The 25,655-nt window shown below is 69.3% G+C and carries 27 protein-coding genes and 1 pseudogene; 15 read left to right on the forward strand and 13 right to left on the reverse strand.

Annotation, left to right across the window (positions count from 1 at the left end; translation table 11 throughout):
- The coding region (locus tag BMG523DRAFT_RS03440; protein ID WP_043590361.1) for a hypothetical protein at nucleotides 1–210 on the forward strand (210 nt) is incomplete at its 5' end.
- A gap of 160 nt (nucleotides 211–370) precedes the next feature.
- On the opposite strand, the gene BMG523DRAFT_RS03445 is transcribed toward BMG523DRAFT_RS03440, so the two are convergent.
- Nucleotides 371–2,065: a PEP/pyruvate-binding domain-containing protein gene (locus tag BMG523DRAFT_RS03445; RefSeq protein ID WP_043590364.1), complete on the reverse strand. Its 1,695-nt coding sequence runs from the start codon at nucleotides 2,063–2,065 to the stop codon at nucleotides 371–373.
- Nucleotides 2,052–2,942, reverse strand: a complete 891-nt coding sequence (locus BMG523DRAFT_RS03450) for a hypothetical protein (RefSeq protein WP_160323703.1) — start codon at nucleotides 2,940–2,942, stop codon at nucleotides 2,052–2,054. Before BMG523DRAFT_RS03450 ends, BMG523DRAFT_RS03445 begins: the two co-directional genes overlap by 14 nt.
- Nucleotides 2,943–3,105: 163 nt before the next feature.
- Between BMG523DRAFT_RS03450 and BMG523DRAFT_RS03455 the strand changes: the two genes are divergently transcribed.
- The gene (locus BMG523DRAFT_RS03455) at nucleotides 3,106–3,594 is read left to right on the forward strand and encodes an NUDIX domain-containing protein (protein WP_043590367.1); all 489 of its coding nucleotides are present in this window, start codon (nucleotides 3,106–3,108) and stop codon (nucleotides 3,592–3,594) included.
- An 11-nt stretch (nucleotides 3,595–3,605) separates the two neighbouring features.
- Here BMG523DRAFT_RS03455 and BMG523DRAFT_RS03460 read toward each other — a convergent pair whose 3' ends face one another.
- From BMG523DRAFT_RS03460 to BMG523DRAFT_RS03505, 10 genes are all read right to left on the reverse strand, one after another.
- A complete protein-coding gene (locus tag BMG523DRAFT_RS03460) occupies nucleotides 3,606–4,274 on the reverse strand; it encodes a PolC-type DNA polymerase III (RefSeq protein WP_051623754.1) in 669 nt (222 codons plus the stop codon).
- Nucleotides 4,268–5,347: a DegT/DnrJ/EryC1/StrS aminotransferase family protein gene (locus tag BMG523DRAFT_RS03465; protein ID WP_235462834.1), complete on the reverse strand. Its 1,080-nt coding sequence runs from the start codon at nucleotides 5,345–5,347 to the stop codon at nucleotides 4,268–4,270. Before BMG523DRAFT_RS03465 ends, BMG523DRAFT_RS03460 begins: the two co-directional genes overlap by 7 nt.
- On the reverse strand, nucleotides 5,344–6,396 hold the full coding sequence (locus tag BMG523DRAFT_RS03470; protein ID WP_043590369.1) for a radical SAM protein: 1,053 nt from the start codon (nucleotides 6,394–6,396) through the stop codon (nucleotides 5,344–5,346). The genes BMG523DRAFT_RS03465 and BMG523DRAFT_RS03470 overlap by 4 nt, the downstream gene beginning before the upstream one ends.
- On the reverse strand, nucleotides 6,393–7,112 hold the full coding sequence (locus BMG523DRAFT_RS03475) for a hypothetical protein (RefSeq protein WP_051623755.1): 720 nt from the start codon (nucleotides 7,110–7,112) through the stop codon (nucleotides 6,393–6,395). The genes BMG523DRAFT_RS03470 and BMG523DRAFT_RS03475 overlap by 4 nt, the downstream gene beginning before the upstream one ends.
- Nucleotides 7,099–7,860: a WbqC family protein gene (locus BMG523DRAFT_RS03480; protein ID WP_043590370.1), complete on the reverse strand. Its 762-nt coding sequence runs from the start codon at nucleotides 7,858–7,860 to the stop codon at nucleotides 7,099–7,101. The genes BMG523DRAFT_RS03475 and BMG523DRAFT_RS03480 overlap by 14 nt, the downstream gene beginning before the upstream one ends.
- The gene (locus tag BMG523DRAFT_RS03485) at nucleotides 7,857–8,558 is read right to left on the reverse strand and encodes a PIG-L deacetylase family protein (protein WP_043590371.1); all 702 of its coding nucleotides are present in this window, start codon (nucleotides 8,556–8,558) and stop codon (nucleotides 7,857–7,859) included. Before BMG523DRAFT_RS03485 ends, BMG523DRAFT_RS03480 begins: the two co-directional genes overlap by 4 nt.
- A 96-nt stretch (nucleotides 8,559–8,654) precedes the next feature.
- Entirely contained in the window at nucleotides 8,655–9,779 is a 1,125-nt protein-coding gene (locus tag BMG523DRAFT_RS03490; protein ID WP_043590429.1) for a glycosyltransferase family 4 protein, read from the reverse strand.
- Complete coding sequence (locus tag BMG523DRAFT_RS03495; protein ID WP_200923092.1) at nucleotides 9,776–10,267, reverse strand: phosphoribosyltransferase; 492 nt, start codon at nucleotides 10,265–10,267, stop codon at nucleotides 9,776–9,778. Before BMG523DRAFT_RS03495 ends, BMG523DRAFT_RS03490 begins: the two co-directional genes overlap by 4 nt.
- On the reverse strand, nucleotides 10,257–10,964 hold the full coding sequence (locus tag BMG523DRAFT_RS03500) for a 7-carboxy-7-deazaguanine synthase QueE (RefSeq protein WP_235462836.1): 708 nt from the start codon (nucleotides 10,962–10,964) through the stop codon (nucleotides 10,257–10,259). Before BMG523DRAFT_RS03500 ends, BMG523DRAFT_RS03495 begins: the two co-directional genes overlap by 11 nt.
- 11 nt (nucleotides 10,965–10,975) lie before the next feature.
- A complete protein-coding gene (locus BMG523DRAFT_RS03505) occupies nucleotides 10,976–11,359 on the reverse strand; it encodes a 6-carboxytetrahydropterin synthase (RefSeq protein ID WP_043590375.1) in 384 nt (127 codons plus the stop codon).
- A gap of 1,112 nt (nucleotides 11,360–12,471) precedes the next feature.
- On the opposite strand from BMG523DRAFT_RS03505, the pseudogene BMG523DRAFT_RS26195 reads away from it, so the two are divergent.
- The 11 genes and pseudogenes from BMG523DRAFT_RS26195 to BMG523DRAFT_RS03560 all read left to right on the forward strand — a co-directional run.
- Nucleotides 12,472–12,864 (forward strand): annotated as a pseudogene (locus BMG523DRAFT_RS26195) (helix-turn-helix domain-containing protein); the annotation flags it as partial.
- Nucleotides 12,865–13,048: 184 nt separating this feature from the next.
- Nucleotides 13,049–14,065 carry a hypothetical protein gene (locus BMG523DRAFT_RS26200; RefSeq protein ID WP_235462837.1) on the forward strand — a complete coding sequence of 339 codons (1,017 nt, stop codon included), beginning with the start codon at nucleotides 13,049–13,051 and terminating at the stop codon, nucleotides 14,063–14,065.
- Between the two features lie 14 nt (nucleotides 14,066–14,079).
- Nucleotides 14,080–14,616: a flavoprotein gene (locus BMG523DRAFT_RS03520; RefSeq protein WP_043590376.1), complete on the forward strand. Its 537-nt coding sequence runs from the start codon at nucleotides 14,080–14,082 to the stop codon at nucleotides 14,614–14,616.
- Nucleotides 14,617–14,706: 90 nt separating this feature from the next.
- A complete protein-coding gene (locus BMG523DRAFT_RS03525) occupies nucleotides 14,707–15,048 on the forward strand; it encodes a hypothetical protein (protein WP_368671084.1) in 342 nt (113 codons plus the stop codon).
- Nucleotides 15,049–15,308: 260 nt separating this feature from the next.
- Entirely contained in the window at nucleotides 15,309–16,397 is a 1,089-nt protein-coding gene (locus tag BMG523DRAFT_RS25585) for a hypothetical protein (RefSeq protein WP_162492181.1), read from the forward strand.
- On the forward strand, nucleotides 16,394–16,906 hold the full coding sequence (locus BMG523DRAFT_RS03535) for a hypothetical protein (protein WP_083494729.1): 513 nt from the start codon (nucleotides 16,394–16,396) through the stop codon (nucleotides 16,904–16,906). Before BMG523DRAFT_RS25585 ends, BMG523DRAFT_RS03535 begins: the two co-directional genes overlap by 4 nt.
- A gap of 783 nt (nucleotides 16,907–17,689) precedes the next feature.
- Nucleotides 17,690–18,643, forward strand: coding sequence for a radical SAM protein (locus tag BMG523DRAFT_RS03540; RefSeq protein WP_235462839.1), 954 nt, complete (start codon nucleotides 17,690–17,692; stop codon nucleotides 18,641–18,643).
- Entirely contained in the window at nucleotides 18,636–19,424 is a 789-nt protein-coding gene (locus BMG523DRAFT_RS03545; protein ID WP_043590379.1) for a hypothetical protein, read from the forward strand. Before BMG523DRAFT_RS03540 ends, BMG523DRAFT_RS03545 begins: the two co-directional genes overlap by 8 nt.
- Entirely contained in the window at nucleotides 19,424–20,038 is a 615-nt protein-coding gene (locus tag BMG523DRAFT_RS03550; protein ID WP_043590380.1) for an AAA family ATPase, read from the forward strand. The genes BMG523DRAFT_RS03545 and BMG523DRAFT_RS03550 overlap by 1 nt, the downstream gene beginning before the upstream one ends.
- A 26-nt stretch (nucleotides 20,039–20,064) precedes the next feature.
- The gene (locus tag BMG523DRAFT_RS03555) at nucleotides 20,065–20,511 is read left to right on the forward strand and encodes an NUDIX domain-containing protein (RefSeq protein WP_043590382.1); all 447 of its coding nucleotides are present in this window, start codon (nucleotides 20,065–20,067) and stop codon (nucleotides 20,509–20,511) included.
- Nucleotides 20,512–20,864: 353 nt separating this feature from the next.
- Nucleotides 20,865–23,003 carry a radical SAM protein gene (locus tag BMG523DRAFT_RS03560; protein WP_083494730.1) on the forward strand — a complete coding sequence of 713 codons (2,139 nt, stop codon included), beginning with the start codon at nucleotides 20,865–20,867 and terminating at the stop codon, nucleotides 23,001–23,003.
- A gap of 19 nt (nucleotides 23,004–23,022) precedes the next feature.
- Here the strand turns inward: BMG523DRAFT_RS03560 and BMG523DRAFT_RS03565 are convergent, their stop codons facing one another.
- The gene (locus tag BMG523DRAFT_RS03565; RefSeq protein WP_043590383.1) at nucleotides 23,023–23,643 is read right to left on the reverse strand and encodes a hypothetical protein; all 621 of its coding nucleotides are present in this window, start codon (nucleotides 23,641–23,643) and stop codon (nucleotides 23,023–23,025) included.
- Nucleotides 23,644–23,726: 83 nt separating this feature from the next.
- Here BMG523DRAFT_RS03565 and BMG523DRAFT_RS03570 point away from each other — a divergent pair, with 83 nt between their 5' ends.
- The gene (locus BMG523DRAFT_RS03570; RefSeq protein WP_043590384.1) at nucleotides 23,727–24,827 is read left to right on the forward strand and encodes an aldo/keto reductase; all 1,101 of its coding nucleotides are present in this window, start codon (nucleotides 23,727–23,729) and stop codon (nucleotides 24,825–24,827) included.
- Nucleotides 24,824–25,654, forward strand: a complete 831-nt coding sequence (locus tag BMG523DRAFT_RS03575; RefSeq protein ID WP_023841423.1) for an endonuclease/exonuclease/phosphatase family protein — start codon at nucleotides 24,824–24,826, stop codon at nucleotides 25,652–25,654. The genes BMG523DRAFT_RS03570 and BMG523DRAFT_RS03575 overlap by 4 nt, the downstream gene beginning before the upstream one ends.
- The last annotated feature ends 1 nt before the right edge of the window (nucleotide 25,655 follow it).

A 25,655-nucleotide genomic window follows, 5' to 3' on the forward strand; every position in this document is an offset into this window, starting at 1 on the left:
CAGCGGGCACGCACTCAGGGTGAGACCGCCACCGACATCACCCGACCGACCCGGCTCAACACCCGCCGCGAACGCACCTACCCCCGCGTCGTCCGCCGGGCGCGCCACAACCAGTATCCGGTCAAGAAACCCGGCCAGCGCGGCCTCCGCCACCACGCCCCGCCCACGATCAGGCTCGCCAACCCCACGAAACCCCAGGTAGCAGCTTGATCGACTTAGTGGAAGTGGCATTGAGGTCAGCCCTCTGGGCAGATGTCGTGCTCCTCCCGCCGCAGGAGGAGTTCCGGCCAGAACTCGCGGGTCTTTTCGATAATCTCACACAGTCATCTTCCTACGGCGGCCCCTTGGTACGCGATCCTGAGCCGATGGTTCAGGTGGGTTTGGCGGGGCGGATCGGCCGCTCGTGAATGGCCTGCCGGCCCTCAAGGGCGACCAGACGGTCGGGGAGGGGGCCGGCATCGGTAGGCCAGGCAATTCTGCCGAGTCCCGGTAGGTGGTGTTCCTGGTAGCCGGTCGGCAGTGGCGGGAGCGGTGGCTCTTCGCTGGGTTGGAAAACGCCTACGGGTGTCGGGTGTGAGGCGGCTTCGGTGTCGTTGCGGAGGAGCGGTAGTTCATCGTCTGGGAGATGGAGAAGGAGAGTGGCCGCTCGTTCGTCGGAGGGGATGGCTGCCGGTCGTGTCGGTGTATGGAGAAGGAGAGTGGCCGCTCGTTCGTCGGAGGGGATGGCTGCCGGTCGTGTCGGTGTGACGACGGCTGCGCCGGTGAGTGCTGGTGGTTGTCGGTGTGGCCGTTCTTCGGCCGTGACGGCGCGTCGGACCGTTCCCGCTGTTCCGTCGACGGTGAGTTGGGTGCCGGGCTTGACCTTGAGGAGTTCGCGGGGCAAGGCGGTCACGCAGGGGATGCCGATTTCGCGGGCGACGATGGCGGCGTGAGAGAGCGGCCCTCCGGATGTCGCGGCGATCGCCGCTGGGGTGGCCAGGAGAGCCGGGAGCGCTTCGGGGCCGATGTTGTCGCAGATGAGCACGGCTCTGGCGGGCGTTTCGTCGGTGAGGGCTATGGCCTCGGGATGGTGGTGATGGGCGGGGCCGGTGCCGCGGCCAGGTGCTGCGGGGATGCCGTGCCAGACCGAGCCGTCGCCAGGGAGCGCATCGGGAGCGGGGTCGGGGACGGGGCTGGTGAGCGGGCGTGCTTGAAGAATGTGGATGGTGTCGTCGGCGGTCACGGCCCACTCGACGTCGATGCGGTCGAGGTTGAGCACCGCGGCGGCACGGCCGGCAAGACGGAGAAGGCGGTTCCGCGTCGATGTGGTGAGCAGGTGGGCGTCAGAGATCGGCGCGGGAGTGTAGAGGTGGAGCAGGCCGGCTGCCGAGGTTTGGATCTTAGTGTGCTGTGGTGGTTGTCCGTGGGCTGCGGGCAGGGCGATCCATTCGCCGGGTGGCTGGCGGAGCTCGTCGACGGTTCCGGGTAGAAGGATCACATCCTGCTCGGCCGGCGTCGGGTTGTCGCGGGTGCTGTGGTGGCGTTCGCCGCGCTGGCTTCCGTCGACTACCGGTAGCGCGAGGCCGCGGACAGCGTCGAGGGCCCACGACCGAAGGCCGTCGGTGTCGCGGGCGGCGGCCAGCACCCCTGCGGTGTGTGGACGGACGGCTGGTTGGACGAGCACCGCGAGGTGTGGGGTGGGGCGTACGTGGCGACGCGCGGCGTAGGCGGCGAGTGCAGGCGTCATCGCGGAGGCGCGCACCTCGCGGACGGCAGCGAGGAGCGCCTCGGGATGGGTGGGGGTGAATCGGGAGGTGTGGAGACCGGCGAAGGACGCCTCGCGACCGTCTTCCGCAGGTGCTGAGGAGCGGGCGACGATGCCATAGCGGGTGTCGATGGAGGTTGCCCAGTCCAGCACGGTGGAGACCGCGCTCGTGAGCCGGTCGTCTGGGAGATCGGCTGGCAGGACGAGTCCGTCGGGTACCGGTAGCCCGTGGTGGATCATTGTCGCGAGGGCGGTGGCCTTGCCGCCGTGCAGGGCAGGGTCGATGGCGTTGGCCAGTCTGATGACCTCAACGGAGTGCATCGCGGTCCTCTCCTTGGAGGTCGGCTGCGGTGATCCGGCTCAGATCGGTGTCGGTGAGGTAGCACCAGGCGTGCGCGGCGGTCAGAAAGCGTTCGCGTAGTTCCTTACGGCGCTCCTCGCTGTCGGCCGCCCACCCGAGGAGCAAGGCCATGGCGCGGATCTCCGTGACGACCCGGTCGTTGCCGGCCGCCGCGAGGAGGGCGGCGGTGGTCCACGCTTCGCGCCGGCGGGCGGCCCGCGTGCGCTGTGTGATCAGGTCAGCGGCCGGGGTTGTCGGTTCCTGCTGTCGAGCCGCCGCCTCGATGTCCGCGGCGGTCGCCTCTTCCGACTGGTGGGGGGGCTGTATCTGGGTGGCCAGGATGTGTCCGGGGGTGGCGGGAAGCTGGAGCGCCGACAGGCAGGTGAGCGCGGCGTCGCGGAAGCCGAACAAGTCGGTGAGCAGGCGTTCCCAGTGGTCTTCGGGGAGCAGCCAGTTCACGATGTGCGTCGCGTTGACCCTGGTGAAGGCCGCGGTCGCTGCCGCGAGCGCTCGCGTGAGATCGCCGACGTCGCCTTGCCGCCTGGCGGCGTCAACGCGGTCGAGGGCGGCGCCGGCGACGTCCCGGTCGTGGGTCGCGCGGGTGATCAGGTTGATGGCGTAGTCCAGGCTGGCGAGCTGGCGGTGCCAGGTGCTTGTCAGGTTGCGGTGGGTTGGCTCGGGGATGTCGACGATGCCCGCGCGGCGGAGCTGGCCATACGGCGTGGGGTTGTCCATGAGGATCAGGGGCCACCGCATGAGAGCCTCGGTGTAGAGATCCCACTCCAGGTGGCTGGCCTGGGGGCGGGTTCGCTCGTAGTCGCAGGTCAGGACCCCGTTCCAGACGGGTTCCATGGCCACCTCCCGTACTCGTCCGGGTCCGCAACGCCCTCTGGGGCCGGCACGTACCGGTGTCTTGGCGTGGGTGTGGGGTGTCGTGTCGGGCTCGGTTGGGGGCGGTATGGGAGGCTCGCGCCATTCCTGCGAGGGCGCCGGCGAAGGCGGGAGCGGAGAGACACAGACGATGATCAAAGAGGCGACGGCGACGGTCTTCGTCTTCCGCCAGGGCGAGGAAGCAGGCTGGCGGGTGGCGATGATGTGGCATCCGCGGTTTGCGGGCTGGATTCCGCCGGGAGGTCACGTCGAGGCGGACGAAAGCCCAGCGGAAGCCGCGACCCGGGAGGTCGTCGAGGAGCTGGGATGCCGCGTGCGCCTGGTCGCCGGTCCCGCGACCCCGCTGCCGGACGGTTTCCCGCACACGCCCGTGGTGGCGCCCTGGTGGATCGTGGAGATGGCCGCGAGCCCGGACAGCCACACCAGCGAACGGCACGTCCACGTCGACCATGTCTTCGTGGCGTTCTGGGACGGTGACGTGCAGCCCCCGGAGACGAGGGTGCGCTGGTTCGACGAGCAGAAGCTCGCCGACGGGGCGGACATCGCCGAGGACTCCCGGTTGCAGGCCAAGGAACTGTTCGCCCGCTTCAGCGAAGTCGAGGAACTCGCGCACAGCTAACACGGCCTGCGTCAGAACAGCGGCTGTTGGGTGCTAGTGTCCGCCGGTACCTGCGTTGCTCGTTTGGGTGGTACGCCGCCGAGGCGGTCGAGGTCGGCGAGGGTGGACCACCGGTCGGTGGCGGCGCCATCGGTGAGCAGTCGTCCGAACAGCGCGACGGTCAGCTCCACGTCGGGCAGGGCGCGGTGCCGGTTCGCGGGCAGTGGGATGCCCAGGTGATGCAGCACCGTGTCCAGGCTGTGGGACCGCAGCTCGGGGTAGGCGACTCGGGCGAGGCGGACGGTGCACAGCAGCGGTGTTGCGGCCAGCCGGGGGCAGTGTTCGTGTTGGCGGGCGATCAGACCTGCCTCGGTGGGCGCATGGTGGGCGACCAGTCGGTAGGGCGGTGCGGTCAGGCGAGCGTCGAGAGCGGCCATGACCTGCGACGCTGGTCGTTGAGCGCGCAGCACCGTGTCGGTGATGCCGGTCTGCGCGACGTCGAACGGGGTGACGGCGACGTCATCGGGTGGTCGCATCAGGGCGCTGAACCGTCCGGTCTCGGCCCAGTGGCCGGTGCGGAAGGAGCCGGCGACCGCCGCGACCTCGATCGGTTCCGCGGGCCGGCCTTTGGGGGTCAGCGCCTCGAAGTCGATGACGACGAACGTGTGGCCCAGGAGTGCGGGGTCGTCGAGGGTCACCATGCCAATACCTCGCTCTTGATCAGGGTCGCGATCTGGGTGAGGCGCGTGTCGTCGTGCGGAACCGGAACTGCGAGCAGGGAGTCCGCCGCGTGCTCGGCGCGAGGGCAGGGCGCGGGGTGCAATGGGCGGCAGGCCGGATGCAGGTGGGCGGCGCGCAGGTCGAACGTTCCGACGCTGTTGATGACGCCGACCTCGGCGAGGCGGCGACACAGCTGCCGCGGCTGCGGCAGCAAGATCCGCCACAGTGCGCTGTATCCGTTGGGCTGTGCCGCCGCGGCGACCGGTATAGGGGCCAGGCCGGGAACGTCGCCGACGAGGTCGACCAGGCGGTTCGCGGCGTGCCGGCGACGGGCGAGTCGCTCGTCGAAGCCGGCGAGGCTGACTCGGGCGAGCGCGGCGAGTGGCTCGGCGAGTCGGTAGTTCGTGCCGAGGCGAGACAGCGCCGGCTGGCCGGCGGCAGGGATCTGCCAGTGGGTCTGGAACGCGGCGGCGCGGGACGCCAGGTCCGGGTCGTCGGTGAGGAGGTAGCCGCCCTCACCGGACGAGATCAACTTTCCGTCTTTGAGGGAGAAACAGCCTGCCCTCCCGATGGTGCCGACGTGCCGTCCGCAATACCGGCTGCCGTGTGCCTGGCAGGCGTCCTCGATGAGGTCCAGCCCGGCGCTTGCGGCCAGCTCGGCGACGGCGCCCAGGTCGCCGGACCGGCCGCCGAGGTGGACGGGAAGCAGGGCCCGCGTCCTGGGCGTGATCTTTGAGGCCGCGTCGGCGAGGTCCAGAGGCTCGCCGTCCGGCCCGGCGTCGACGAACACCGGACGGGCGCGCGCCTGCACGACGGCAGCCACGGTCATGATCACGGCGAGGGCTGGGAGTAGGACCTCGTCGCCCTCGCCGATGTCGCACGCGACGAGCGCCGTGTGCAGGGCCGCGGTTCCGGAGGAGACCGCGACGGCGTGCGTGGCGCCGTGGGTGGCGGCGAGCTCGGCTTCCAGCAGCGCTGCCTGTTCGCGGCTGGCGGGATCGGGCATTCGCGCGACGACCCGTTCGAGTAACTCCATCGGCGTCTGTCTGTTCACGATGCTGTCCCTGTGGAGGTCGACAGGACCTGGTCGAAGTCCATGAGTGGCCACATGTTGACGCAGTCGACGGAGAACAGTGGGCAGTCGGCGCAGCCGTCGTCTGCGGCGAAGACCTGGGTGGCGGTGCCGTCCAGAATCGTCCGGCGCCGCGAGGCAGGGGTAGCGGCGATGCGAAGGGACGACGGACAGTCCCAGACAGACCCGTCGGGTTCGATGAAGAAGAGGCTTCGCCCGCCGAAGCAGCCGCGGACGAACCCGGTGGGGACCCGGACCGCGTCGGCGACCTGACCGGGGTAGCCGGCTGGTGGTGTCCAGACCGGCAGCTGTGCGTCGGCGAGAGCGGCGAACTGCTGATCGAGGGCCGGCAGGTCGTCCGTGGTCAGGGACAGTTGGCGGTGCAGCGTGTGGTCGGAATCGAGGGCGACGGGCTGCGGGACGAAGTAGTCGCAGCCGAGGTCCGCGGCGAGGCGGCCGGTTGCGGCCAGGTCGGTGAGGTTGTGCCGGGTGACGACCATGTAGACGCCGACCCGCGGAGCGGGCGCGGCGCCGCGGGCGGCGACCAGCGACCCGATGCCGTCGACGACCTGCTGCCAGCCGTCCTTGCCGTTGCGCGCCGGGCGCCAGGCATCGTGGTAGGCGGCATCGACGGAGTCCAACGACACGGACACCGCGTCGACCTGAAGGTCGACGAGGGCGCGGGCGAGGTCGGGACGGTTCAGCGGGATGCCGTTCGTGGCGACGACGACCTGCACGCCACCGCCCTTCAGGATCTCGATCAGGCTGAGAATGGGTGCCCACACGAGCGGTTCCCCGCCGGCCAGGAACACCCGCTTCACCGTCGACCCGGCGATGCTGCGGGCGAAGGCGAGTACGTCAGCCGTGGGGAGGTCGTTGCGCGACAGGTGCGACAGTGTTCCCGGCCCGGTGACGGGGCTGTCCCGATGCTCCTCGATCGTTCCGAAGTAGCAGTACCGGCAGGACAGGGGACATGGGCTGCGCAGCGCCCACAGCAGGGTGACCGCCTTCTCGCCGCCACCCCTGGTCATCGGGACTCCTGGGGCAAGGTCGCGGCCTGGTCGCAGGCTGCGACGATGCGCCGCACGCAGGTGTCCGCGTCCAGGTGGGTGCGGTCCAGGACCTCGAACGGTTGGGGCGATGCGGCGGCGAACAGGCGGTAGAGGCTGGTCACCCGCTGCATGAGTCCCGCCTCGCTCGGGCTGGCCTCGCGGCCGATGCGGTGCTCGAAACGCTCCAGACAGCGGTCCGGGTCATCGACAAGCAGGAGCGTGGTGGTGGGCAGGGGCCGCCACTGCGCCAGCAGCTCCAGAATGCGACCGGCCACGGCGAACGCTTCGTCGAGGGGAGCCTGAGCCGAGAGGACGGCGGCCTGATAGACGGCCACACTGAGGGGGCCGCGGTCCTCCAGGACGACCTGCCCCGGGACCGCCTTCGTCGCCTCGTGCCGGTGGACCTGAAGCGCGGCCAGCAAGAGGGTCTCGGTCCGCGGATGTCCGGTACGCAGGAACAGGTCGCCGGTCGCACGCAGAGCGCCGATCACCTGGCCCGGGAGCAGCGCGGGGGCCTGGTCAGGAAGCTCGACCAGCGGCACACACCGCTGTCCGAGGTGCTGGAGGGCGATGCGGGCCAGGTAGGTCTTGCCGACACCATTGGCGCCTTCGAGGGTGACCCAGGCTTGCATAGGCGCCGGGCCGGGTGCGGTGCGCAAGGCGCCGCTGGACGGAGGCTGATCATCGGGCGGCATGGGCGTCCTCCGTAGGGATGGCCGATGTCCACGGGCTGTTCGCCGCACCGACGGCCAGAACGCTGCGAGCGTCGGGTCCGTGGTGCAGCAGGAGATCCAGGGCAGACAGGCCGGGGCTGAAGTCCGGGCGGCCCTGGTCGTAGGGCGGGTGGGCGTAGGTCGCGATCTCGATCCCGACGTCCGCGCGGGCGAGGCTGCCGACGTCGAGGTAGCTGGTTGCGCCGGTGCCGACCCGCAGCATCCGCGTGCCGGTCAGTCGGCACAGGTCGATCAGCATGTCGGTACTGCGGCCCGTCGGTCTCAACGCGCTCGAACGCACGATGTCGACCGAGATACCGAATCCATCGAGGAGAAGTCGCAGCAGCGCCTCGTTCAGGGCGGCGAGCCGCTCCCAGGGCCGGCCGTAGACGGCAGCCAAGCGCGGTTCCCACTGCGGCCAGAACGGGGCGCGGCGGTATCCGTCAGAGATGATCCGCCAGTGCCGCCCTCGCCACCGGTCGTCGTCGATGAGGACGTCCGAGATCGGTTGATGGTGTGGCCGGCGGATCGGGACCGTCAGCAGTCGGCGTTCGCCGTCTCGGCCCAGGACGTAGTTGCGCTGCTGCCAGCTGCCCGCGGAGTACTGGACATGGTCGAGCAGGAGGAAACGGTCGACATCCAGAAGCCGGGCGAAGTAGCCAGGCCAGGGCAGGTAGGCCGGCTGGTGCGCGACGAGAACGTGGCCAACGGCCGGGCTGGCGCCGCTCATGAGAACGCCATGCGATACACGGCGAACCGCTCGGCCGCGGGGGTGCCCACCTCCGCGCCGGCCGCGCAGTCCTGCGCCTGGATCTTCTCGATGCTGCGGGGGTGTGGGTCCTCCCGCAGCTGGCTGCGGTAACAGGCGAGAGCCTTGGCCTTGGTCTGAAGGGTCGGGGTGATGTCGACGAGCACGGGCCGGGGTGAGGGACCGGCGAGCCAGGCCCGGTCTTCGGGCCCGTCATAGCCCAGTACGACACGCGGCAGCGGCCGGCCAGCGCGAAAGCCTGGCCGTACTGCGGCGAGGGCGGCCAGATGTACGGCCTGGTGGTCCTGGTGATGGCCACCGGCCGGGATGAACAGGGCGGCCGGCCGGGATACCGCCAGTGACACGTCCGGGCCCGATTCGATCAGTGCGACCAGCTCGGGAAGATGCGCGCTGGGGCTGGCCGCGCGCTCGTCGTCGAGCCAGGCGACCCTGCGCCGGTCCACACCGAGCACATCGCACGCCTCCTGGAACTCGTCCAAGCGCGTACGGGTGTCTGAACTGCCGCCGAACATCGGCGCGGTCACGCAGGCGACGGCGAGCGCGTCGACCTGGATGCCGTAGCCGGTCATCGCGGCGATCGTGCCGGCCATGCCGACGGTTTCATCGTCCGGATGGGCACCGACCACCAGCACCCGATCTCCGGGATGTAGCCCGAACACAGAGGCCCTCCTCTTGTCCGTGGAAGGGGTGCGACGGGGCCGTACGGACAACCCGTACGGCGGAGTTCCAGAGCCGGGAAGATCCGGGTCGTCAGGTCAAGCGGGGGCGGCGGCCGTTGCGGCGAGGAACGCTTCGGCTGCCTTCTCGGGTGTGTGGGCGGCGAGCCGCGCGGGTGCCGATCGGCTGGCGGCGTGGTAATCCTCGGCGTTGGCCAGCAGGTCGTCGAGCGCGTCCCAGACGGCGGGGAAGCCCGACCTCAGCGACACCACCCGTCCTGCCGGACCGATCAGCGTGGGAACGTAGCCATGCCCAAAGGTGATCACCGGGGTACCGGCGGACAGCGCCTCGGCAGCCGTGTGGCTGAACGTCTCCGGTTCCAGGGACGAGATGACCGTGGCCGCCGCGCCGGCGAAGAACGAGGGCACCTCCCACCACCCCAGCGCTGGCAGGAGCTGGACAACGTCGGGACGTCGCGCCGCCTGCTCACGGCACGCGGCCAGCGCCGCGGCCTGCTCGCCGGCCTCGAACTCGAAGTCGGCCTCGGCGAGCACGATCTCCACTCGGCGATCCCACTGCGGCGGCATGGCCGCCAAAAACGGGGCCTGCCCCTTGACGGGCGCGACCCGGGAGACGACCCGCAGCGGGCCCGACTGGCGCAGCCGCTCCCGCTGCTCGCGGTCTGGTGGCTGCGGAAGGGTGAGAACCCCGTTGGGCACCACCCGCCAGGCGCTGGTGTCCCAGCCATCCTGCGCCGCCGCGTCCACGAGATAGGGGCTCGCGGGCAGGACCACGTCGGCGGCGGCCATCGCGGTCCTCCACGTTTCCGCCGATCCGGGCCGGATCTTGTTGTGCATCATCAGCGCCGTCCGTACCCCGCGCGGCGCTGGGTTCAGGTAACCCAGCCCCCAGACAGGCGCGCCCCAGCACACGACCTCGATCCGGCGCTCGCGCAGCACGCGCGACACCTCGGCCACGACGGGTCCGGCCTCGGCGAGCGCGGCGAGCACGTCGGCGTTGAGCGCCGGCCGCGGCAACCGCACCGACTCCAGGCGGACCAGCCCCGGCTCGGCCTCGTCTCCCGGCTCCGCGGGGCCACCAGCGATGACCACGACGCTGTGGCCGAGGCTTCGCAATCCGGCCGTCAACGCGGCGATGCTTCGCTCGATACCGGAGGGATGATTGGGCCGGTAGGTCAGCAGGCAGAACGCGACCGCTGTCATGGCCGCTCCCACGGAAAGACGACCCACCGCCGGACCTCACGTCCGATGTAGGTCGCAATACGCCAATTACCGCTCGTGGGACCGCGTGTGGCCGGCCAGTTCGCCAAGTTCTGGAGGCACACGGCGGTACGCACGCTGCCAGGGTGGTTGTGGGCCAGGTGGCTGCGGGCGGCATCGAGCGTGCCACCACTGCCCACCACGTCATCAACGAGGAGAACGTCCCGATCGTCGAGGCGGCCGACGGAGTCTGGGTTCGTGAGGACGGGCCGTTCGACCTTCGGCGCGTTCACGCCATCCGACTGAGTGTGAGTGATCGTCAGGGCGCGTACATCCCGGACACCGAGATGGTGAGCGAGCAGCACCGCCGGGACCATCCCGCCTCGCAGGATGCCCACGACCACATCCGGGACCCCGTCAGCGATCACCGCGGCGGCCAGCGCCTCGGTGATCCCGGCGATGTCATGCCAGGTGAGTAGATCAGCGTCCACGGGCATCTCCCCACAGGAGGATGTGCAGACGAGGCGTCAGGTTCCACCCGCGTGCCAGCACCTCGTCGCCGAGCGATCTCATGACGGTGAGCGTCGACTCTGTGTCGGTGCCCTCGGGCATCACCCAGATCGGCGCAAGGCCGAACCGGGCCTCCAGAGCGGAGATCTCATCCAGATCGGCGAGGTCCCGGACAACGAACTTCCACACGCAGGCCGCCGTCTCGGCAAACGTTCGGATGACGTCCGGTCGGACCCGTCGGCCCTCCTGCATCCCGCTGTTCGCTAGTTTGATCCCCACGTTGAACTGGGCGGTGGATGCGGCCAACGCGGGGCCGGGAACGAGCGTGCCGTTCGTCTCGATCTCCACACGTTTACCCGCAGCCGCCAACGAGGCCACCAGGTCTGCGAGGGAGTCCCGCTGAAGCAGCGGCTCTCCCCCGGTGATTACGACGAGCGTCGCCGCGGAGCTCGTCGCCCAGTTGACGAGGTCGGCCGCGCGGGCGTGTCTGGTCTCGGCGCTGCGGTCGAAGCGGCTCCAGTCCCAGGTGAAAGGCGTGTCACACCAGCCGCAGCACAGGTTGCAGGTGGCGAGACGGAGGAACAGCGCCAGCCGGCCGGAGGAGGCGCCTTCACCTTGGAAGGTGGGTCCGAAACATTCGCTGACCAGGATGTCCCGAGGCGGCGCTGCGGATTGCACCGTCGGGATCATCAGTGACGCCCGGGAGGGGTGTATTCGGCCCAGCTCCCAGGCGTCTCCGCGACGCGCATCGACACGAGCCTGCCCGGGATCAGCGGCTCCAGGTTGTCGATGAACCAGTGAGCCAGGTGGGTTGCCACCAGCTCGCTGGTCGGTGGGACGTCCAGCACCTCGTTCAAGTCGCGGTGGTCGAAGTGCTTGTCCAGGAAGTCGCTGAACGGCGCCAGGTCGCCGAAGTCGGTCACGAATCCGGGCCCACTGAGACGGTCTGCGGTGAGCACGACCTCGACGGTGTAGGTGTGCCCGTGCACACGGGAACACTTGTGCCCTGACGCGAGCCCCTCAAGGTGGTGGGCCGCGTCGAAGGAGAAACGCTTACCGATCCGGTATTCCATGTGCCACCCCCTTCAGAAAGTCGTCAGACGACCTTCGTTGGAAACGAAAAGTACAATTTCTCGCCGTCGGCAGTTGATTCCTATGATCATGAAGGTGACTCTCACCGCCTTTGGCGTCGGCACCCACACCGAGCGGCTCCTTCCGATGTGTACGGTCTGCCGCACACATGGGGCAGACTCTCCTGACGTTCAAGATCTTCTAAATGAGGTGAATCGGGATGAATGCCCCCTTCGCCCGAGCGCCATAAGCAAGATCGTTATATGGAGGTGGGTGGCGCATCACCACGATGACCGACGTCCGGGGGGCGAGTCATTCCCTCCACCACGAACATTTTGTTCACCTACCAGAAGAGGGATGACCTGCGAAAACACCGCCGCATGGGTGCTCCTATTCGGCGCGATCATGTAGATCTGTTCGGTGCCTCCCGTTGGGTCCCGCTGCCACCGCCGGCGGCCGGCGCTGCGCCACGCACGTCCGCCGTAGCAAGCCAGCTCGCTTGAGCCACCGCCGTTCCCTCGCCTACCAAACTCGGCGCCCACGGACACGGACCTGACGGCCGCGCCCTCGCCGGATGCCCAGGGCGAACACATCCACACCCGGAACACCGATCACAAAGGTGGCCCATCCCTGGACATCCCACTTCTGACCAGCCGGCCCCGCTACCAACGCGATCGCGATCATTGTCGCCTGCCGAGCCACGGCACAAGCGACCTTGCTGGCCGCTGCCGGAGCCCCGCAACCCAGCCGCTCGTAGCGCACCCCTCCGACCGCCAGGAAGTGATCATCCCGATCCCGGCAGCTCCCAGATCGCGTACTGGCGCCAGCGCTTGAGCGAACTTCGAGACGGATATAGCGACGCCGCGAGCAGCGGACGCCGAAGCCCGACGGGTACGGCCACACCTTCGCCTCCGTCGCGACAGCCCTCTTCGGGCCATCACCGATCCGCCCTCCTGCGCCCCTGGACGGCACGCCGGTATGTCCCACATGCCTCTGGGGTGAGCACCCGGGCCGCGCGAACCGTAACTGTTTGACTACCCTGACATGGATTCGTGCTACGGATATAGGGCGCAGCGATCAGCGTTCACGTCCGGAGAGGATGTGCGGTGGCGTCATGAGCAAGCTCAGCCGGCGGGTGGAGCAGGAGGAGTTGCGGGCCCGGATGCGCGCGGTGGGTATGTCCCACGACGAGATCGCTGTCGAGTTCGCCCGCCGCTACAAGTTGCGGCCCCGTGCCGCCCACCGCCACGCCCGCGGCTGGACCCAGACGCAGGCCGCCAACCACATCAACACCCACGCCGCCCGCGTCGGCCTCGACCCGGACGGCGCCGCACCCATGACCGGCCCGAAGCTGTCGGAGCTGGAGAACTGGCCGCTGCCGAACAACCGCCGCCGGCCCACCCCCCAGATCCTCGCCCTGCTCGCCGAGGTCTACGACACCAGCATCCACGGTTTGATCGACCTTGATGACCGCGAACAGATGCCTCCTGCTGATCTGCTGCTCATCACCACGATCCCTGAGAGGGACGTGCCGGCGAGCGCTATCGGTTCGCTCCCACAAGCGCAGTCGGCAGGCTCGGAGGTCACGCCGATGGGTGGATACGCCGAATCGGCAGCAGTTCCTGCTCGCGGCGTCAGCCTTGGGCGTTGCCGTGGTGCTGCCCCGACAGCCGGCCGCGCCGTCCCCGTCCGTGAGCGTCCGGTCGACCGTGTTCCCGGCCGCGGACGATCTTCTCGCTGATCTGCGAGAAGCCATCACGGCACCGGCGGAGTGGTCCAGCGATCCCGGCCCGGCCTCATTCGCGGGCCCTGCCGACCTTGACACTCGCACGCGGGAGTGCCACGACCGCTACCGGCGGGCCGACTACGCAGGCACGGCGAGACTTCTCCCCGCGGTGGTGCGGGGCATCGAGACACTCACGGTCGATCCGCCGACTGGCGTGAACCACCGCGCGATCCGGCGGACGCAGGCCGTCGCGTACATCGCTGCCGCCAAGCTCGCGACCAAGACCGGCGACCACGATCTCGCCTGGCTGGCCGCAGACCGTGGCCAACACGCGGCGCTCGCTGCCGACGCGCCAGCGCTGCTGGCGACAGCGCGCAGACAGATCGCCTGCGTCTTCCACGACACGGGACGGCTGGCCGACGCCGAACGGGTCGCGGTCAGCGCCCTCGACTCCCTGAACCAGCGACCAGGCGACGAGGACCACCGCGACCTCTCGTCCGCGCGGGGCGCTCTTCTTCTGCTCGCGGCAATGACCTCGATCCGCCGAGGCGAACGGACGGAAGGCCGCCGCCGGCTCACCGCCGCGGCCGAGCAGGCTGACGCGCTTGGCCGGGACGACAACCGGCTGTGGTCGGCGTTCGGGCCGACGAACGTCGCGATCCACACCCTTACCGCCACCCTGGTACTGGACGATCCGACAGAGGCGGTCGGCGTCGGCGAGCAGATCGACACACGTCTGCTGCCACCCCCGCTGGCCGGCAGGCGCGCACGTCTGCACGTAGATCTTTCCGACGGGCATGCCCGCCTGGGCGAGGATGCCATCGCGGCGGTGCACATCCTTGACGTCGCCCGCCGGGCGCCGCAGCTGCTGAGGGTTGATCCGACAGCTCGGGCTGTGCTGGCGACACTGCTCGGCCGTGCCCGCGGCTCCACCGTCTCGGTCCTACGGAGTGTCGCGGAGCAGGCCGGAGTCGCAACGTGATCGGTGGACGACCAATGCTGCATCTGGTGGTCTGCGCGGCCCCACCCGCCGCGCAGGTCGACGAGCTGATCCGCCACGTCCACACGGATGGTTGGGCAGTCTGCCTTGTGCCGACGCCGGTCGCCACGACCTGGCTGGACGTGCACGCTCTGGAAGAGTTGACCGGTCACCCGGTCCGCTCACGGCCCCGGCGGCCGGACGAGCCTCGCCTGCCGCCCGCGGACGCCGTGGTGGTTGTCCCTGCGACCTTCAACACGATCAACAAGTGCGCCGCCGGGATCAACGACAACGCGGCGCTCGGCGTCATGAACGAAACAATCGGGCTCGGGCTGCCCGTCGTCATCGCCCCCTATGTCAAACCCACCCTCGCCGCCCACCCGGCCTTCGCCCGAGCCCTACGCGACCTGACCACCTACGGCTTCACCGTCCTGCCGACCAACGCGATCGGGCCCCCCGACGGCACCACCTCCTTCGCCTGGCGTCCCGTTCTCAATTCCCTGCCAGCGCGTCGGCCCGCCGGTGAGATCTCCGCGCCAGAGGACCCATCGTGACCATGCGCCTATCCCACGACGCTGCTGCGCCTCGACCCGCGCATCATTCTGGACGGCGGCGCCCAAGTCCCGATGGAAGGAGGCTGTCTCATGCCCAGACCCAGTCAGCGTGTTGAACAGGACGAGTTGCGGGCGCGGATGCGCGCGGTCGGGATGAGCCACGACGAGATCGCGATCGAGTTCGGCCGGCGCTACCGGCTGCGCCCACGCGCTGCCCACCGCGTCGCGCACGGCTGGACCCAGCAGCAGGCCGCCAACCACATCAACACCCACGCCGTCCACGTCGGCCTCGACCCCCACGGCGCCGCGCCCATGACCGCACCGAAGCTGTCGGAACTGGAGAACTGGCCACTGCCGAACAACCGCCGCCGGCCCACCCCCAGATCCTCGCCCTGCTCGCCGAGGTCTACGACACCAGCATCCACAACCTGATCGACCTTGACGACCGCGAACATTTCGACCCCGCCGACCTGCTCCTCATCGACAAGACGTCGAAAACCGCACGGCCGCAGCCGGTGGAACTGTCGGGACAGACGAGGCGCCAGAGCGACAGAACCGATGCCGGCGCCATGGCGGAGCCCACCGCCCGGGAAACTCGATCGCTGGTGGAACTGTGCACGAGTCCCATCGGCCGCCTTCCCGAGGCAACGACAGATTTCATGGGATGGGAAACGGTATCGACGACAGAGGCGGTGAATAAGATCGCCAGAGATGATCTCTCCCTTGATCGCCGCGAGGCGGCTCGCGCGATGGCGGACGTGATCGTCGGCGCTGCTCTGCTTGAGGGGGCGGAGCGCTGGCTACATGCCATCGAGCCGCCCGCCGGGCAGCGTCGCACCGCAGGCGTCGGCGATGAGGAGATCGAGCAGATCGAGCTGGCCGCGCGAACCTTCCGAGCCTGGGACAACCAGTTCGGCGGTGGCCTTCGCCGGAAAGCGGTTGTGGGTCAGCTCGCTGAGATCGCGGATGAGCTTCGCAACTTCTCCCATCCACAGGATCTGACCCGGCGGCTGCACGGTGTGATGGCCGATCTTGCTGAGACCGCCGCGACGATGTCCTGGGACTCGGGCCAGGGAGGGATAGCGCAGCGCTACTACCTGCTCGCTCTTCGAGCAGCCAAGGCGGCTGACGATCCCGTGTTCTGCGCGAACATCCTCGCCGGCATGGCGCGGCAGCAGTTCTATCTCGACCGGACGACCGAAGGACTTGAGCTCGTCCGACTCGCGCAGGACGTCGCAGGCGCTCGGGCGACCCCGGCGGTGCGTGCGATGCTGTTCACGCGCGAGGCATGGGCCTACGCCCAGCAAGGTCGGCTCTCCGCCTTCCGGCGCGCGACAGGCCGGGCGCAGGACGCCTTCCGCGACGTCGACCCGGCCGTTGAACCGCACTGGATCTCTTACTTCGACCAGGCGGAACTGGCCGGCGTCACCGGGGGTCGTCTCCTCGACATCGCGCACCAGGCGCCCGAGTATGCCGAGGAGGCAGCCACCTGGTTGAGCCAGGCCGTCCGGGCTCGGGGCGTCGGCAGTGTCCGCAGTACCGCTCTTGATCAGCTTGGGCACGCCGAGATCCGACTGGTACAGGGCGAATTCGACGAGGCGGCACGGCTGGGTCACGCCGCCGTGACAACGGTCGAGCAGACCCGGTCCAGCCGCGTCCAGGTCAAACTCGGCCAGTTCTATCGGCACGCCGAAACCAGAACATCCGCCCGCCCCATCGCCGAGCTGTGCGGGAGGATCAAACCCATGCTTCGCGCCGAAGACACGGCGGCCCGGATATGAAACGTGAGGAAGGTCAGGACTTGACCCGCATCGGCGTCACCGGCCACATGAACCTCACCCCCGCGACCGTCCCCCTCGTCCGGGCGGCTCTCACCGCGGCTCTCCTGCCGTACGCGCCAGACCTGACCGGCGTCAGCTGCATCGCGGCCGGCGCCGACAGCATCTTCGCCGACGTCGTCCTGGAACTCGGCGGCACACTCGAAGTGATCATCCCTGCCGCCGACTACCGCGCAAGGAAGGTCAAACCCGACCACGCCCCGCTGTTCGACGACCTCGTCCGCCGGGCCGCCACCGTGCGGGTCCTGCCGCACGAGGTCTCCGATCGGGCCGCGTACGAGGCGGCGAACGAGGCGCTCCTCGACACCGTCGATCTACTCATCGCGGTCTGGGACGGCCAGGCCGCCGCCGACCAGGGCGGCACAGCCGCCGTCGTCGCTCGCGCCCAGGCGAACGAACGCGCCGTCCAGGTCATCTGGCCCACCGGGGCAGCACGACAGCGACAACGGTAATCCTGGCCTTGCTCGGACAAGCAGCACGGCGAATACCCCGGCTGGCATTTCGGAAGCCGCGCAGCAGGAAGCCCGCGGTCACGCCCTGACGACACGGGATCTCGCGGCCGTCGAACGGAAGCTGAACGAGGCGCGCGACCTGCTCGCGGCCAGCGTGCGCGAGCATGACGAGCAGGACATGTCGCCGCACTACAGCCCGGTCTTGCTGATGCTCCAGACCGCGCTGTGCTACGCGGCCTCTGGGCAGCCCGACCGGGCCTTGTCGATCTTCCAATGGGAGCTGTGGCCCGCAGAATTTTCCCTTCGAGACTATGGCTACTTCCAGGCGCTGATGGCAGGGGTCCTGGCAGACCTCGGTGAGCCGGACGAAGCCGCGACCGGCGACGAACACGTCTTCCGTGTGACGTCGACCCTGCACAGGCCAGCACCCGGCCCCGCGACAGGCAGCACTACGAGCTCCCACGAGGACACGAACGAATCGCCGCGTCCGCGACGAACAAAAGGACTCGCCGGATCGCTTTCGCACAGGTCAGCGACCACGCGCCCCCCGAATCAGATGTTCGCTCCGCAGGGAATGACCACCGTGTGGGTCGCTTGGGACGCTGGAGGCGTTCAGCGTCGGCACGGCAGCTCGCCGTCACAAAGACGGCGGTCAGCTGGCCCACCGCCGTACGTGCCTACGTCGAGAAGGACCTGATGATCACGTCTTCCCCATCTGTGGCTGCCGCCGATCCCGCGAGGCGGTCCGCCTGCGACGAGGGGCGTTCCCGTACTGATGAACCTGTGGTCTTCACCGCGGGCCACCACTTCAACCTCGCTCCGTCATCAGACCTGGAGGAGGTCGCCTCAGCGGCGACCGGTCCACTGTCGGTGATCCTTCAGGTCACGAAGCGGTGCAATTTCGACTGCTCGTTCTGCTCCGAGACGTTGCAGGAGCCCGACCCGACGCTGGCTGTCTTGGAGCAGGTGCGGGACAACCTGGCTGGGGTGCCCCGGGTGTTCTTGTCCGGCGGTGAGCCGCTGCTGCGCCGGGACTTCGTCGACATCGTCGACATGTTCACAGGAACGGTGATCGGCGTGCCGACCAACGCGACCCGTGGCCTTCAGCACGCGGCACGCCTGTCCGGCAAGATCGCGTTCGTCAACGTCGGGTTGGAAGGGCCTCGGGCGACGACGAACCGGGTCCGGGGAGACTACGACGCGGTGATGGCCGGGGTACGGGCGTTCCAAGACGCGGGTCTGCCGCTGTCGCTGTCGGCGGTGGTCTACCGCTCGACGGTGCCAGTGTTGCCGTTCACCTACCAGATCGCTGATCTGCTGGACGCCGGGAAACTCAAGCTGATCATGCCGTTGAAGAAAGGCAACGCGCTCGACCTCGCGGACAACGAGTTCATCTCCGTGGAGGAGGCCGCGGCGACGTTCGACCGGCTGGCCGAGTTGCGGACGGTGCACGACTGGCGGCCGGCACTGCGGCTGACAGCTTGGACCCCGGACACCGAAGGCCACATGATCGTGGTCAGCCCGCGTGGGTTGGCGAGTGCCTGGCCGGTCTACGACGCCCCCGACCTCCTCGAACCGCTGGGCAACCTGCGGTTCGAGTCGATCACCGCGATCTGGGCACGGTACCGCTTTCGACGCAATCATTACGCCAAATACCTGGGGTGCTCGATCCGCACTCTCACCCGCGCCGAGCAACCGCCGGCCGACCATCCGTCGCTGCGCATCAGCCATGCGTGAGGGGACGAACCTGGGCTGGGCCGACACGCCGTTCGGCGCCGCACGGCGGCCTTTCGTCGAACGCACTCCGTTGTTGGCCGCATTCACCGTCTCGACCCGCGCTGCGGCGCCGGACGCCATCGCAGCGGTCTACCTGCGGCTGCCGCGGGGACGCACCCTGACGGTGACCGACACGACGCTGCGGTTCGGCTTCCACGCCCTCGCGGCCGAGCAACCGGCGGAGACCCCGAGCGTTGCGGCCAGGCTCGATGCCCTGCTGGTGCAGGGGCGACGCCGGGCGGCGATCCTCGCCGGCCACCGGCTCGCCGACACTCTGGCGACACTCGCCACCGCCGACGCACCCACACGGGGAATCACCGCCCTCGCCGCCGCCTGGCCGGCTCAGAACGCGCAGCCCGGTCTCGCTCGCCTCTGCGACACGGCATACGGCCCTACACCGCCCGCGCTGCACAAGGTGTGTGCCGCCGTCCACCTTCACGGTCTGCCCACCGACTCGGACCCAGCCGCCGGCCCTGCCTCGGCGGCACCCATGACCTCCGCCACCGCGCCGCAGACCCTTCGGCAGGTCATTCTCCGAGCGCTGGGGATCGCGCTCCTCGCGGCGCGCAGCGCCGGCCACTACCAATGGGACCGGCTCCATCTCGACACGATCGTCGAGGCCGCCGCCTGGGACCAGACGGCGGTAGCGCCCATGACGACCCCACCAGCACAGCCCTCATCCCACCCCGCCACGCCGCCCTGCCACGACGACCACACACTGACCGCGGAAGGAGCCCGCTGATGCTGCGAAACTGCCTCGTCATCGCCGTCGAGGGCACCCACGCCTCCGGGAAGACGACACTCACCCACGCCCTCGCCGCGTACTACCGGGAACGCGGCGTGCATGTCGCCTGCGTCCCCGAACCTGCGCGCAACAGCCCGTTCATCGAGGAGATCGTCGTGCATGGCCGCGGCGAGTTCGACCTGGAGACCGAAGTCGATCTGTTCGCCGCTCAGCTGACCAACCAGCTGCGTACCGCCCGACAGCACAGGATGATCATCTGTGACAAGACTGTCGCGAACGTCCTCGCCTACGCTTGGCTCGTCCTGCCCGGCGGCCCCGACGGGCCCCACGCCCCCGTGCTGCACGCGATGGAGACGTTCTGCCGGGCTTGGGCGCATGTCTACGACGCCGTGTACTACTGCTGCGACCGCTTCGACCAGCACCAGATCGGCGACCCCTACCGTTCCAAAGTTCTCGACATCCAACCCGCCGCCGACCGGGTTGTGCGCAGCATCTGCGCCACCGTCGGGCAGAACATTTACGACATCCCGCCGAACATGTCCACCGGCCAGCGGGTCGGCTGGATCGCCGAGCAGCTCACCGCCCTCGGCCTCGACCCGACAGCCCGCTGACCAACGTGTCTGGGAGACTGCCCTCCATGGCGTATGCCAGTGTCATCGACGTCATGCTCCTGCTCATCCGAGACGGCGCGGTTCTGCTGGCTTTGCGGTCCGGTACCGGTTTTGCGGACAATTGGTGGAATTGCCCGTCGGGCAAGCTGGAAGATGGCGAGGACGTCGCCGCCGCGCTCTGCCGCGAGGCTCGCGAGGAGATCGGCCTTCACCTGGACCGTAGGGCGCTGTCGCTCGCCTCGACCGTGCACTTCCGCAACGAGCACGGCGAGGGCCGGCTCGGGCTGTTCTTCCACGCGCAGTCGTGGGAGGGCGAGCCGGTCAACGCCGAGCCGCACAAATGCGCCCGCCTCGGCTGGTTCCCGCTCGACGCCTTGCCCGACAACACCTACCCCTACACGCGGATAGGTGTCGAGCTGTACCGGAAGCGACAGAACTTCGCCGCCTCGGGATGGACATCTACCGACGCCTAGCAAGCCATGTCGCGCGGCATGGACGCCTTATGCATGGCCAGGCAGAGGGCAGATCTGTGAACCGGGCGCCAGCCTGCTTCGTCGGCTGCCCATGCGTTCGCGACGACGATCAAGAACGTCCGGCCGGGTTCGACATGAAGTCGACACTGCGGCCGAAGTTCTGGGGGCTGTAGGCCCTATCTATGCAGGTAGCGGCCCCGTGTGGTGGGGAACTATTTGTTCGCGTTCCAGGGAATGACCATCGGGTGTGATGTCGCGGAAAGTGACAGGTGCTACACGCACACCGCCGAAGCCGGTCCAATCCGGGGCCATCCGTACGGCGGTGGAGCACCGTCCGTCCGGAAGGCATCGCCGTGGAGCATCCCCCTGAGCCCCTCGCCCGTCTGATCACCGCTGTACGCCTCGCCGGCGCCAATCCGGCTGCCGGCCCACCCGATCACAGCGAGCTGCTGCTCGATCCACTGGCGCTTCGCAGGTGGGTGGAGCAGCAGTGCGCCGGGGTGAGACGGGTTCGGGTCGCGGGCACGCTCGATCGCCGTCTGGTCTTCGTCGAGTGCGGTGAGGGCCGGTGGGTGGTGGCGGACCTGTCGGGTCAACCGCACGATTCACGGGCCTGGCCGGCGTGGGCCCGGGACACGGTGGTGCTCGACGAGCCGGCGTCCTGGCTGTCGTTGGCCGACGTGCACGAGCCGGGGGTGGATCGATTGTCGCGGCCCGGCGTGCTGCTGGCGGCGCTGTATCACCCGGAGACGTTCCCGCTGCCGCGGTTCCCGCTGGGGATCAGCACAGTGGCGCGCGCGGCCCGCGAGACACTGCTAGGCACGGTGACCCTGGCCGACATGCAGCTCGGACTCACCCTTGACGGGCTGGTAGCCCGTGTCGAGGCGGACCGGCCAGACGTTCTCGGGGTGTCGGCGACCTTCGGCCAGTACGACCTGCTCATCCAGCTACTGGAATCGATCTACGCCCAGAATGATCTGCCGCTGATCGTCGTCGGCGGCAGCCTTGCCGCACGGGTCGAACGGGTCCTGCTCGACCGGTTCCCGGCGCTGCTGGTCGCCCGAGCGGGCGGGGAGGCCACGATCAGCGCGCTGCTGGCGCACTGGCACGGCGACCGCACCCTCGACGAGGTTCCCGGTCTGGGATTCATCGGAGCACCGCGTGGGGGTGGGCTGACGGTCGGGCGGCGGAGGACCGCGAAGCCCGTCACCCGGGATGTGACAGCGGATGTCGTTCCCGAGCTCGATCTGCGGCCGGCGACGTTCGATCACCACGGTGTCGCGCAGCTGGAGACCAGCCGGGGCTGCACCAGCTACTGCTCGTTCTGCCCGCGTGACCACAAGGGCAGCTGGGCGGGGGCCGGTACGGGCCAGCTGCCGTGGCTGCTGGGCGAGCTGGCGGCGGTCTTCGACCGCTACCCGCAGGTGTCGCGGACGTTGTACCTGGTCGACGAGGAGTTCCTCGGCCGCGGCCCTGATGCCCCGGGCCGGGCGCTGCGGCTGGCCGGTCTGCTGCGCGGGGCGGGCTTCGGCTGGGAGTCCAGCTGCCGCGTCGACCAGGTCGTCGACCCGGGCCGGGACCTCGGTTGGCATGTCGAGCGCGCCGAGATGTGGCGGATGCTGGTCGCCTGGGGGTTGCGGCGGATGCTGTTCGGTGTCGAGTCCGGGGTGGACAGCGTCCTGGACCGGTTCGCGAAGGGGACAACCGGCGAGCAGAACGTGCTGGCGGTCCGGACCCTGTCCACGCTCGGCGTGCCGACCCGGTTCACCTACATCACCTTCGACCCGCTGATGACCCTCGACGAGCTGAAAGCCACCCACGCGTTCCAGGGCCGCACCGACCTGCTCCTGGCCCCACGACCGGACCTTCCCGCCGCCGAGGTCGCGCGCGGCGTGAGGGACAGCAGCTTTGTCGCGACGGCCAGCGTGGGCAGGCCGTTCTACCAGGGGATCTCCTACCTGCTGGTCGGCATGGAATGCCTGATCGGTGCCGCCTACACCCGCCAAGTCCAGCACGCCGGCCTCGCCGGTGCGGTGACGCCGAGCATGGGCCGGGTGGAGGCCCGCTACGCCGACTGGCGAATCGGGGCCGTTGCCGGCTGGGCTCAGCGCTGGGTCGACCGGCACTTCGCCCTCGACTACACCTTCAAGTCGCTGGAGAAGGTCCTCGACGGCGACCCACGCCGCCAGGTACGCGAGGCCCGCAGCGTCCTCAAGGACGCCAGCTACACGGTACTCGGCGACCTGATCATTGAAGTCGACGCCCAGCCGCTCTGCCACGATCCGGCTGCCGAGGCGACCCTGGACGCCCGGATCTGGCAGCAGGTTGAGAAGCGCCTCACCCTGCTCCGGGGCGAGCTCGCGACTACCGTGCACGACCTGCTGCCCGCTCTCGACCGTGAGCACGCGGAGCTACTCACCGTCGAGTACCGACGGTGGTCGGCGGCCAGCGGCTGGACGCTGATCAACGCGGCGGACTCCTGTGCCAGCTGACCCGCCGACCCGCGGCCGGTCAACCGCCGGTCTTCTCCGGGATCGGCACCCAGTTGAACTCCGGGCAGAACCGGGCGTAGGTCACCAGCTTCCACGCCGCGTAGTCCTCCAGCCGGCCGGTCGCGCGCAGCAGGTGCTTGACCCAGGTGTGGCAGACCCGCTCGTCGTGGCTCATCGCGGTGTCGATCTGGTCGAGCATCCGGCAGGCGACCGCGAAGTCGTCCACCGTGAGCGCGCTCAGGTCGATCTCCACGTCGTCCACGGCGAAGGTGAATACCAGCCGGGTGGTGGAGAAGCTGGTGTAGCGCTCACCGAGGAAACGAGCGTTCCCGTCGAGCGTGGCCATCAGCTCGGCACGGCGTTCCACCGGGTAGCCGATGCCCAGGTCCAGATCCGAGGTCTCCAGGTTCAACCGGGTGCCGAACGAGCCGACGTCCCGCGGCCGGTGCCCGGTCCAGCGCTCGATGAGGTCCGACGCCTGCGCGCGCACCGCGTGCAGTCGCTCGTCGTGGGCGCGCATCGCCGCGTAGAACGCCGCGGCCCGGTCGAACTCGGCGTCGGGGAAGTCGCTACGGTCGGCCCACCCCTTCGCCCTGATCGCATCCAGGTCCAGCAGGGTGGCAGGGTCCGGAGTCGTCATGCCGGTGACCCTAACGTCACAGCCAGCAGCGTTCACACACAGGTCGATCCCAGAGATCGCCGGCGGACAACGAGGGGAACGAGATGACGGCACCGAATCTTCTGACCGCCCGGACGCTCGCCGGCGGGCTGACGGTCCACCCCGTCGGCGTCGGCTGCTGGGCCATCGGCGGACCGGACCACAACCTGGGCCTGCCGATGGGCTGGTCCACCGCCGACGACCGCGCCTCCCTCGCAGGACTGGAACTCGCCTACACCCTGGGCGCGAACCTGTTCGACACCGCCGACGTCTACGGCCACGGCCACTCCGAACGCCTCCTCGGCCACCTCGTCTCCCAGGTCGACCGGGACAGTCTCGTGCTGTCGTCCAAGGTCGGTTACTTCGCCGGGACCGCCGCCCACGCCTACCAGCCCTCCGCGATGCGCCGCCAGCTGGAGACCAGCCTGGAGAACCTGCGCACCGACCGGCTCGACATCTACTTCTTCCACACCAGCGAGTTCGGCCCCGACGACCGCTACCTCGACGACGCGATCGCCCAGATGGGTGACTTTCAACGCCAGGGCCTGGTCCGCTGCGTCGGCATGCGCGGCCCGCACCGCTACGCCCCTCACCGGCTCACCCAGCCACGATCCGCCCGGCCGGACAAACACGCCCGGTTCCGGGCCCTGTTCGACCGCGTCCGTCCTGACTTCCTCGCTGTCCGCCACAACCCGCTGACCCCGCCCGCACCTGCCGGCGAACAGGACATCTTCACCCTCGCCGCCGAAAATCACACCAGCATTCTGATCAACAAGCCGCTCGGCCAGGGCCTGCTCACCGGCAAATACGACCCGCGCCGTCCACCCCGTTTCGGCGACGGGGATCACCGGCGACGCAAACGCTGGTACACCCCTGACGCACTCGCGGTCGTCGACCGTGGGCTCGCGCCCCTGCGCGACCGGTTCGGCCCGTCGACTCAGGACCTGGCCCGGGTGGTGCTGGCCTACAGCCTTCAGCGCGCCGACAACGCGGCCGTGCTCGTCGGCTTCACCACCCCCGACCAGATCCGCGAGAACCTCACCGCCCTCGACACACCCCTGTCCGCCGACGACCTCACCTTCGTCCGGGCCACCCTCGGCCAGCTCCAGCAGGACCTCGACGCCGCTGGCGAGGTCTTCCTCGACGAAACGGCGCCACCCGCATGAACCCCCAGCAGGCCCTGTTCCCAAACCCGCCCGCACCGGTCGCTCCCGCGGCCACGACCGAGCTGCGGCTGGTCACCTTCAACGCCCAGCACGCCGCACCCGACCGGGCCCGCCGCCAAGCCGCCTGGCTCGGACAGCAGACCGACGCGGACGTCGTCGTGCTCACCGAGGTCGGCCACGGACCCGGCGGCCACACCCTGCTCGACGCACTCGCGCAGCACGGCTACGCCCACATCCACGCCCCACGGCCGGGCGCGCCCGACTACAGCACGGTCATCGCCTCCCGCAACGCGCCCCTCGAACCTGTGGCCACGGGCATCGACGTTCTTGCCCACCGCGCACCCGTCGTGGACCTGCGGATCGATGGACAGCGCCTACGTCTGGTCGGCCTCTACGTCCCGTCCCGCGGACCGGCCGCACGCCGCAACGAGAACAAGCGCGCCTTCCAACACGCGGTCACCCGGGCCCTGCCCGACGTCCTTGCCGGCTTCGACGGGCCCGTCGTGGTCACCGGCGACCTCAACGTCGTCGAACCCGGCCACGTCCCGCACTATCCAGTCTTCGGCCGCTGGGAATACGACTTCTACCGCTCCTTCACCGACACCGGCCTCATCGACGCCTACCGCACCCTGCAACCCACCACCCCGGGCCACAGCTGGTACGGCCGCGGCGGCAACGGCTACCGCTTCGACCACACCTTCCTCACCCACGACCGACTCGACCTGACCCGGTGCGACTACCTCCATGCCCCCCGCCACGAGGGCCTCAGCGACCACGCGGCGATGGCCGTCGCCGCTGTCGTTGCTCCCCGGCATCTCCAGTCGTAGT

Source organism: Frankia sp. BMG5.23, from assembly GCF_000685765.2.
Classification (GTDB): Bacteria; Actinomycetota; Actinomycetes; order Frankiales; family Frankiaceae; genus Frankia; species Frankia casuarinae.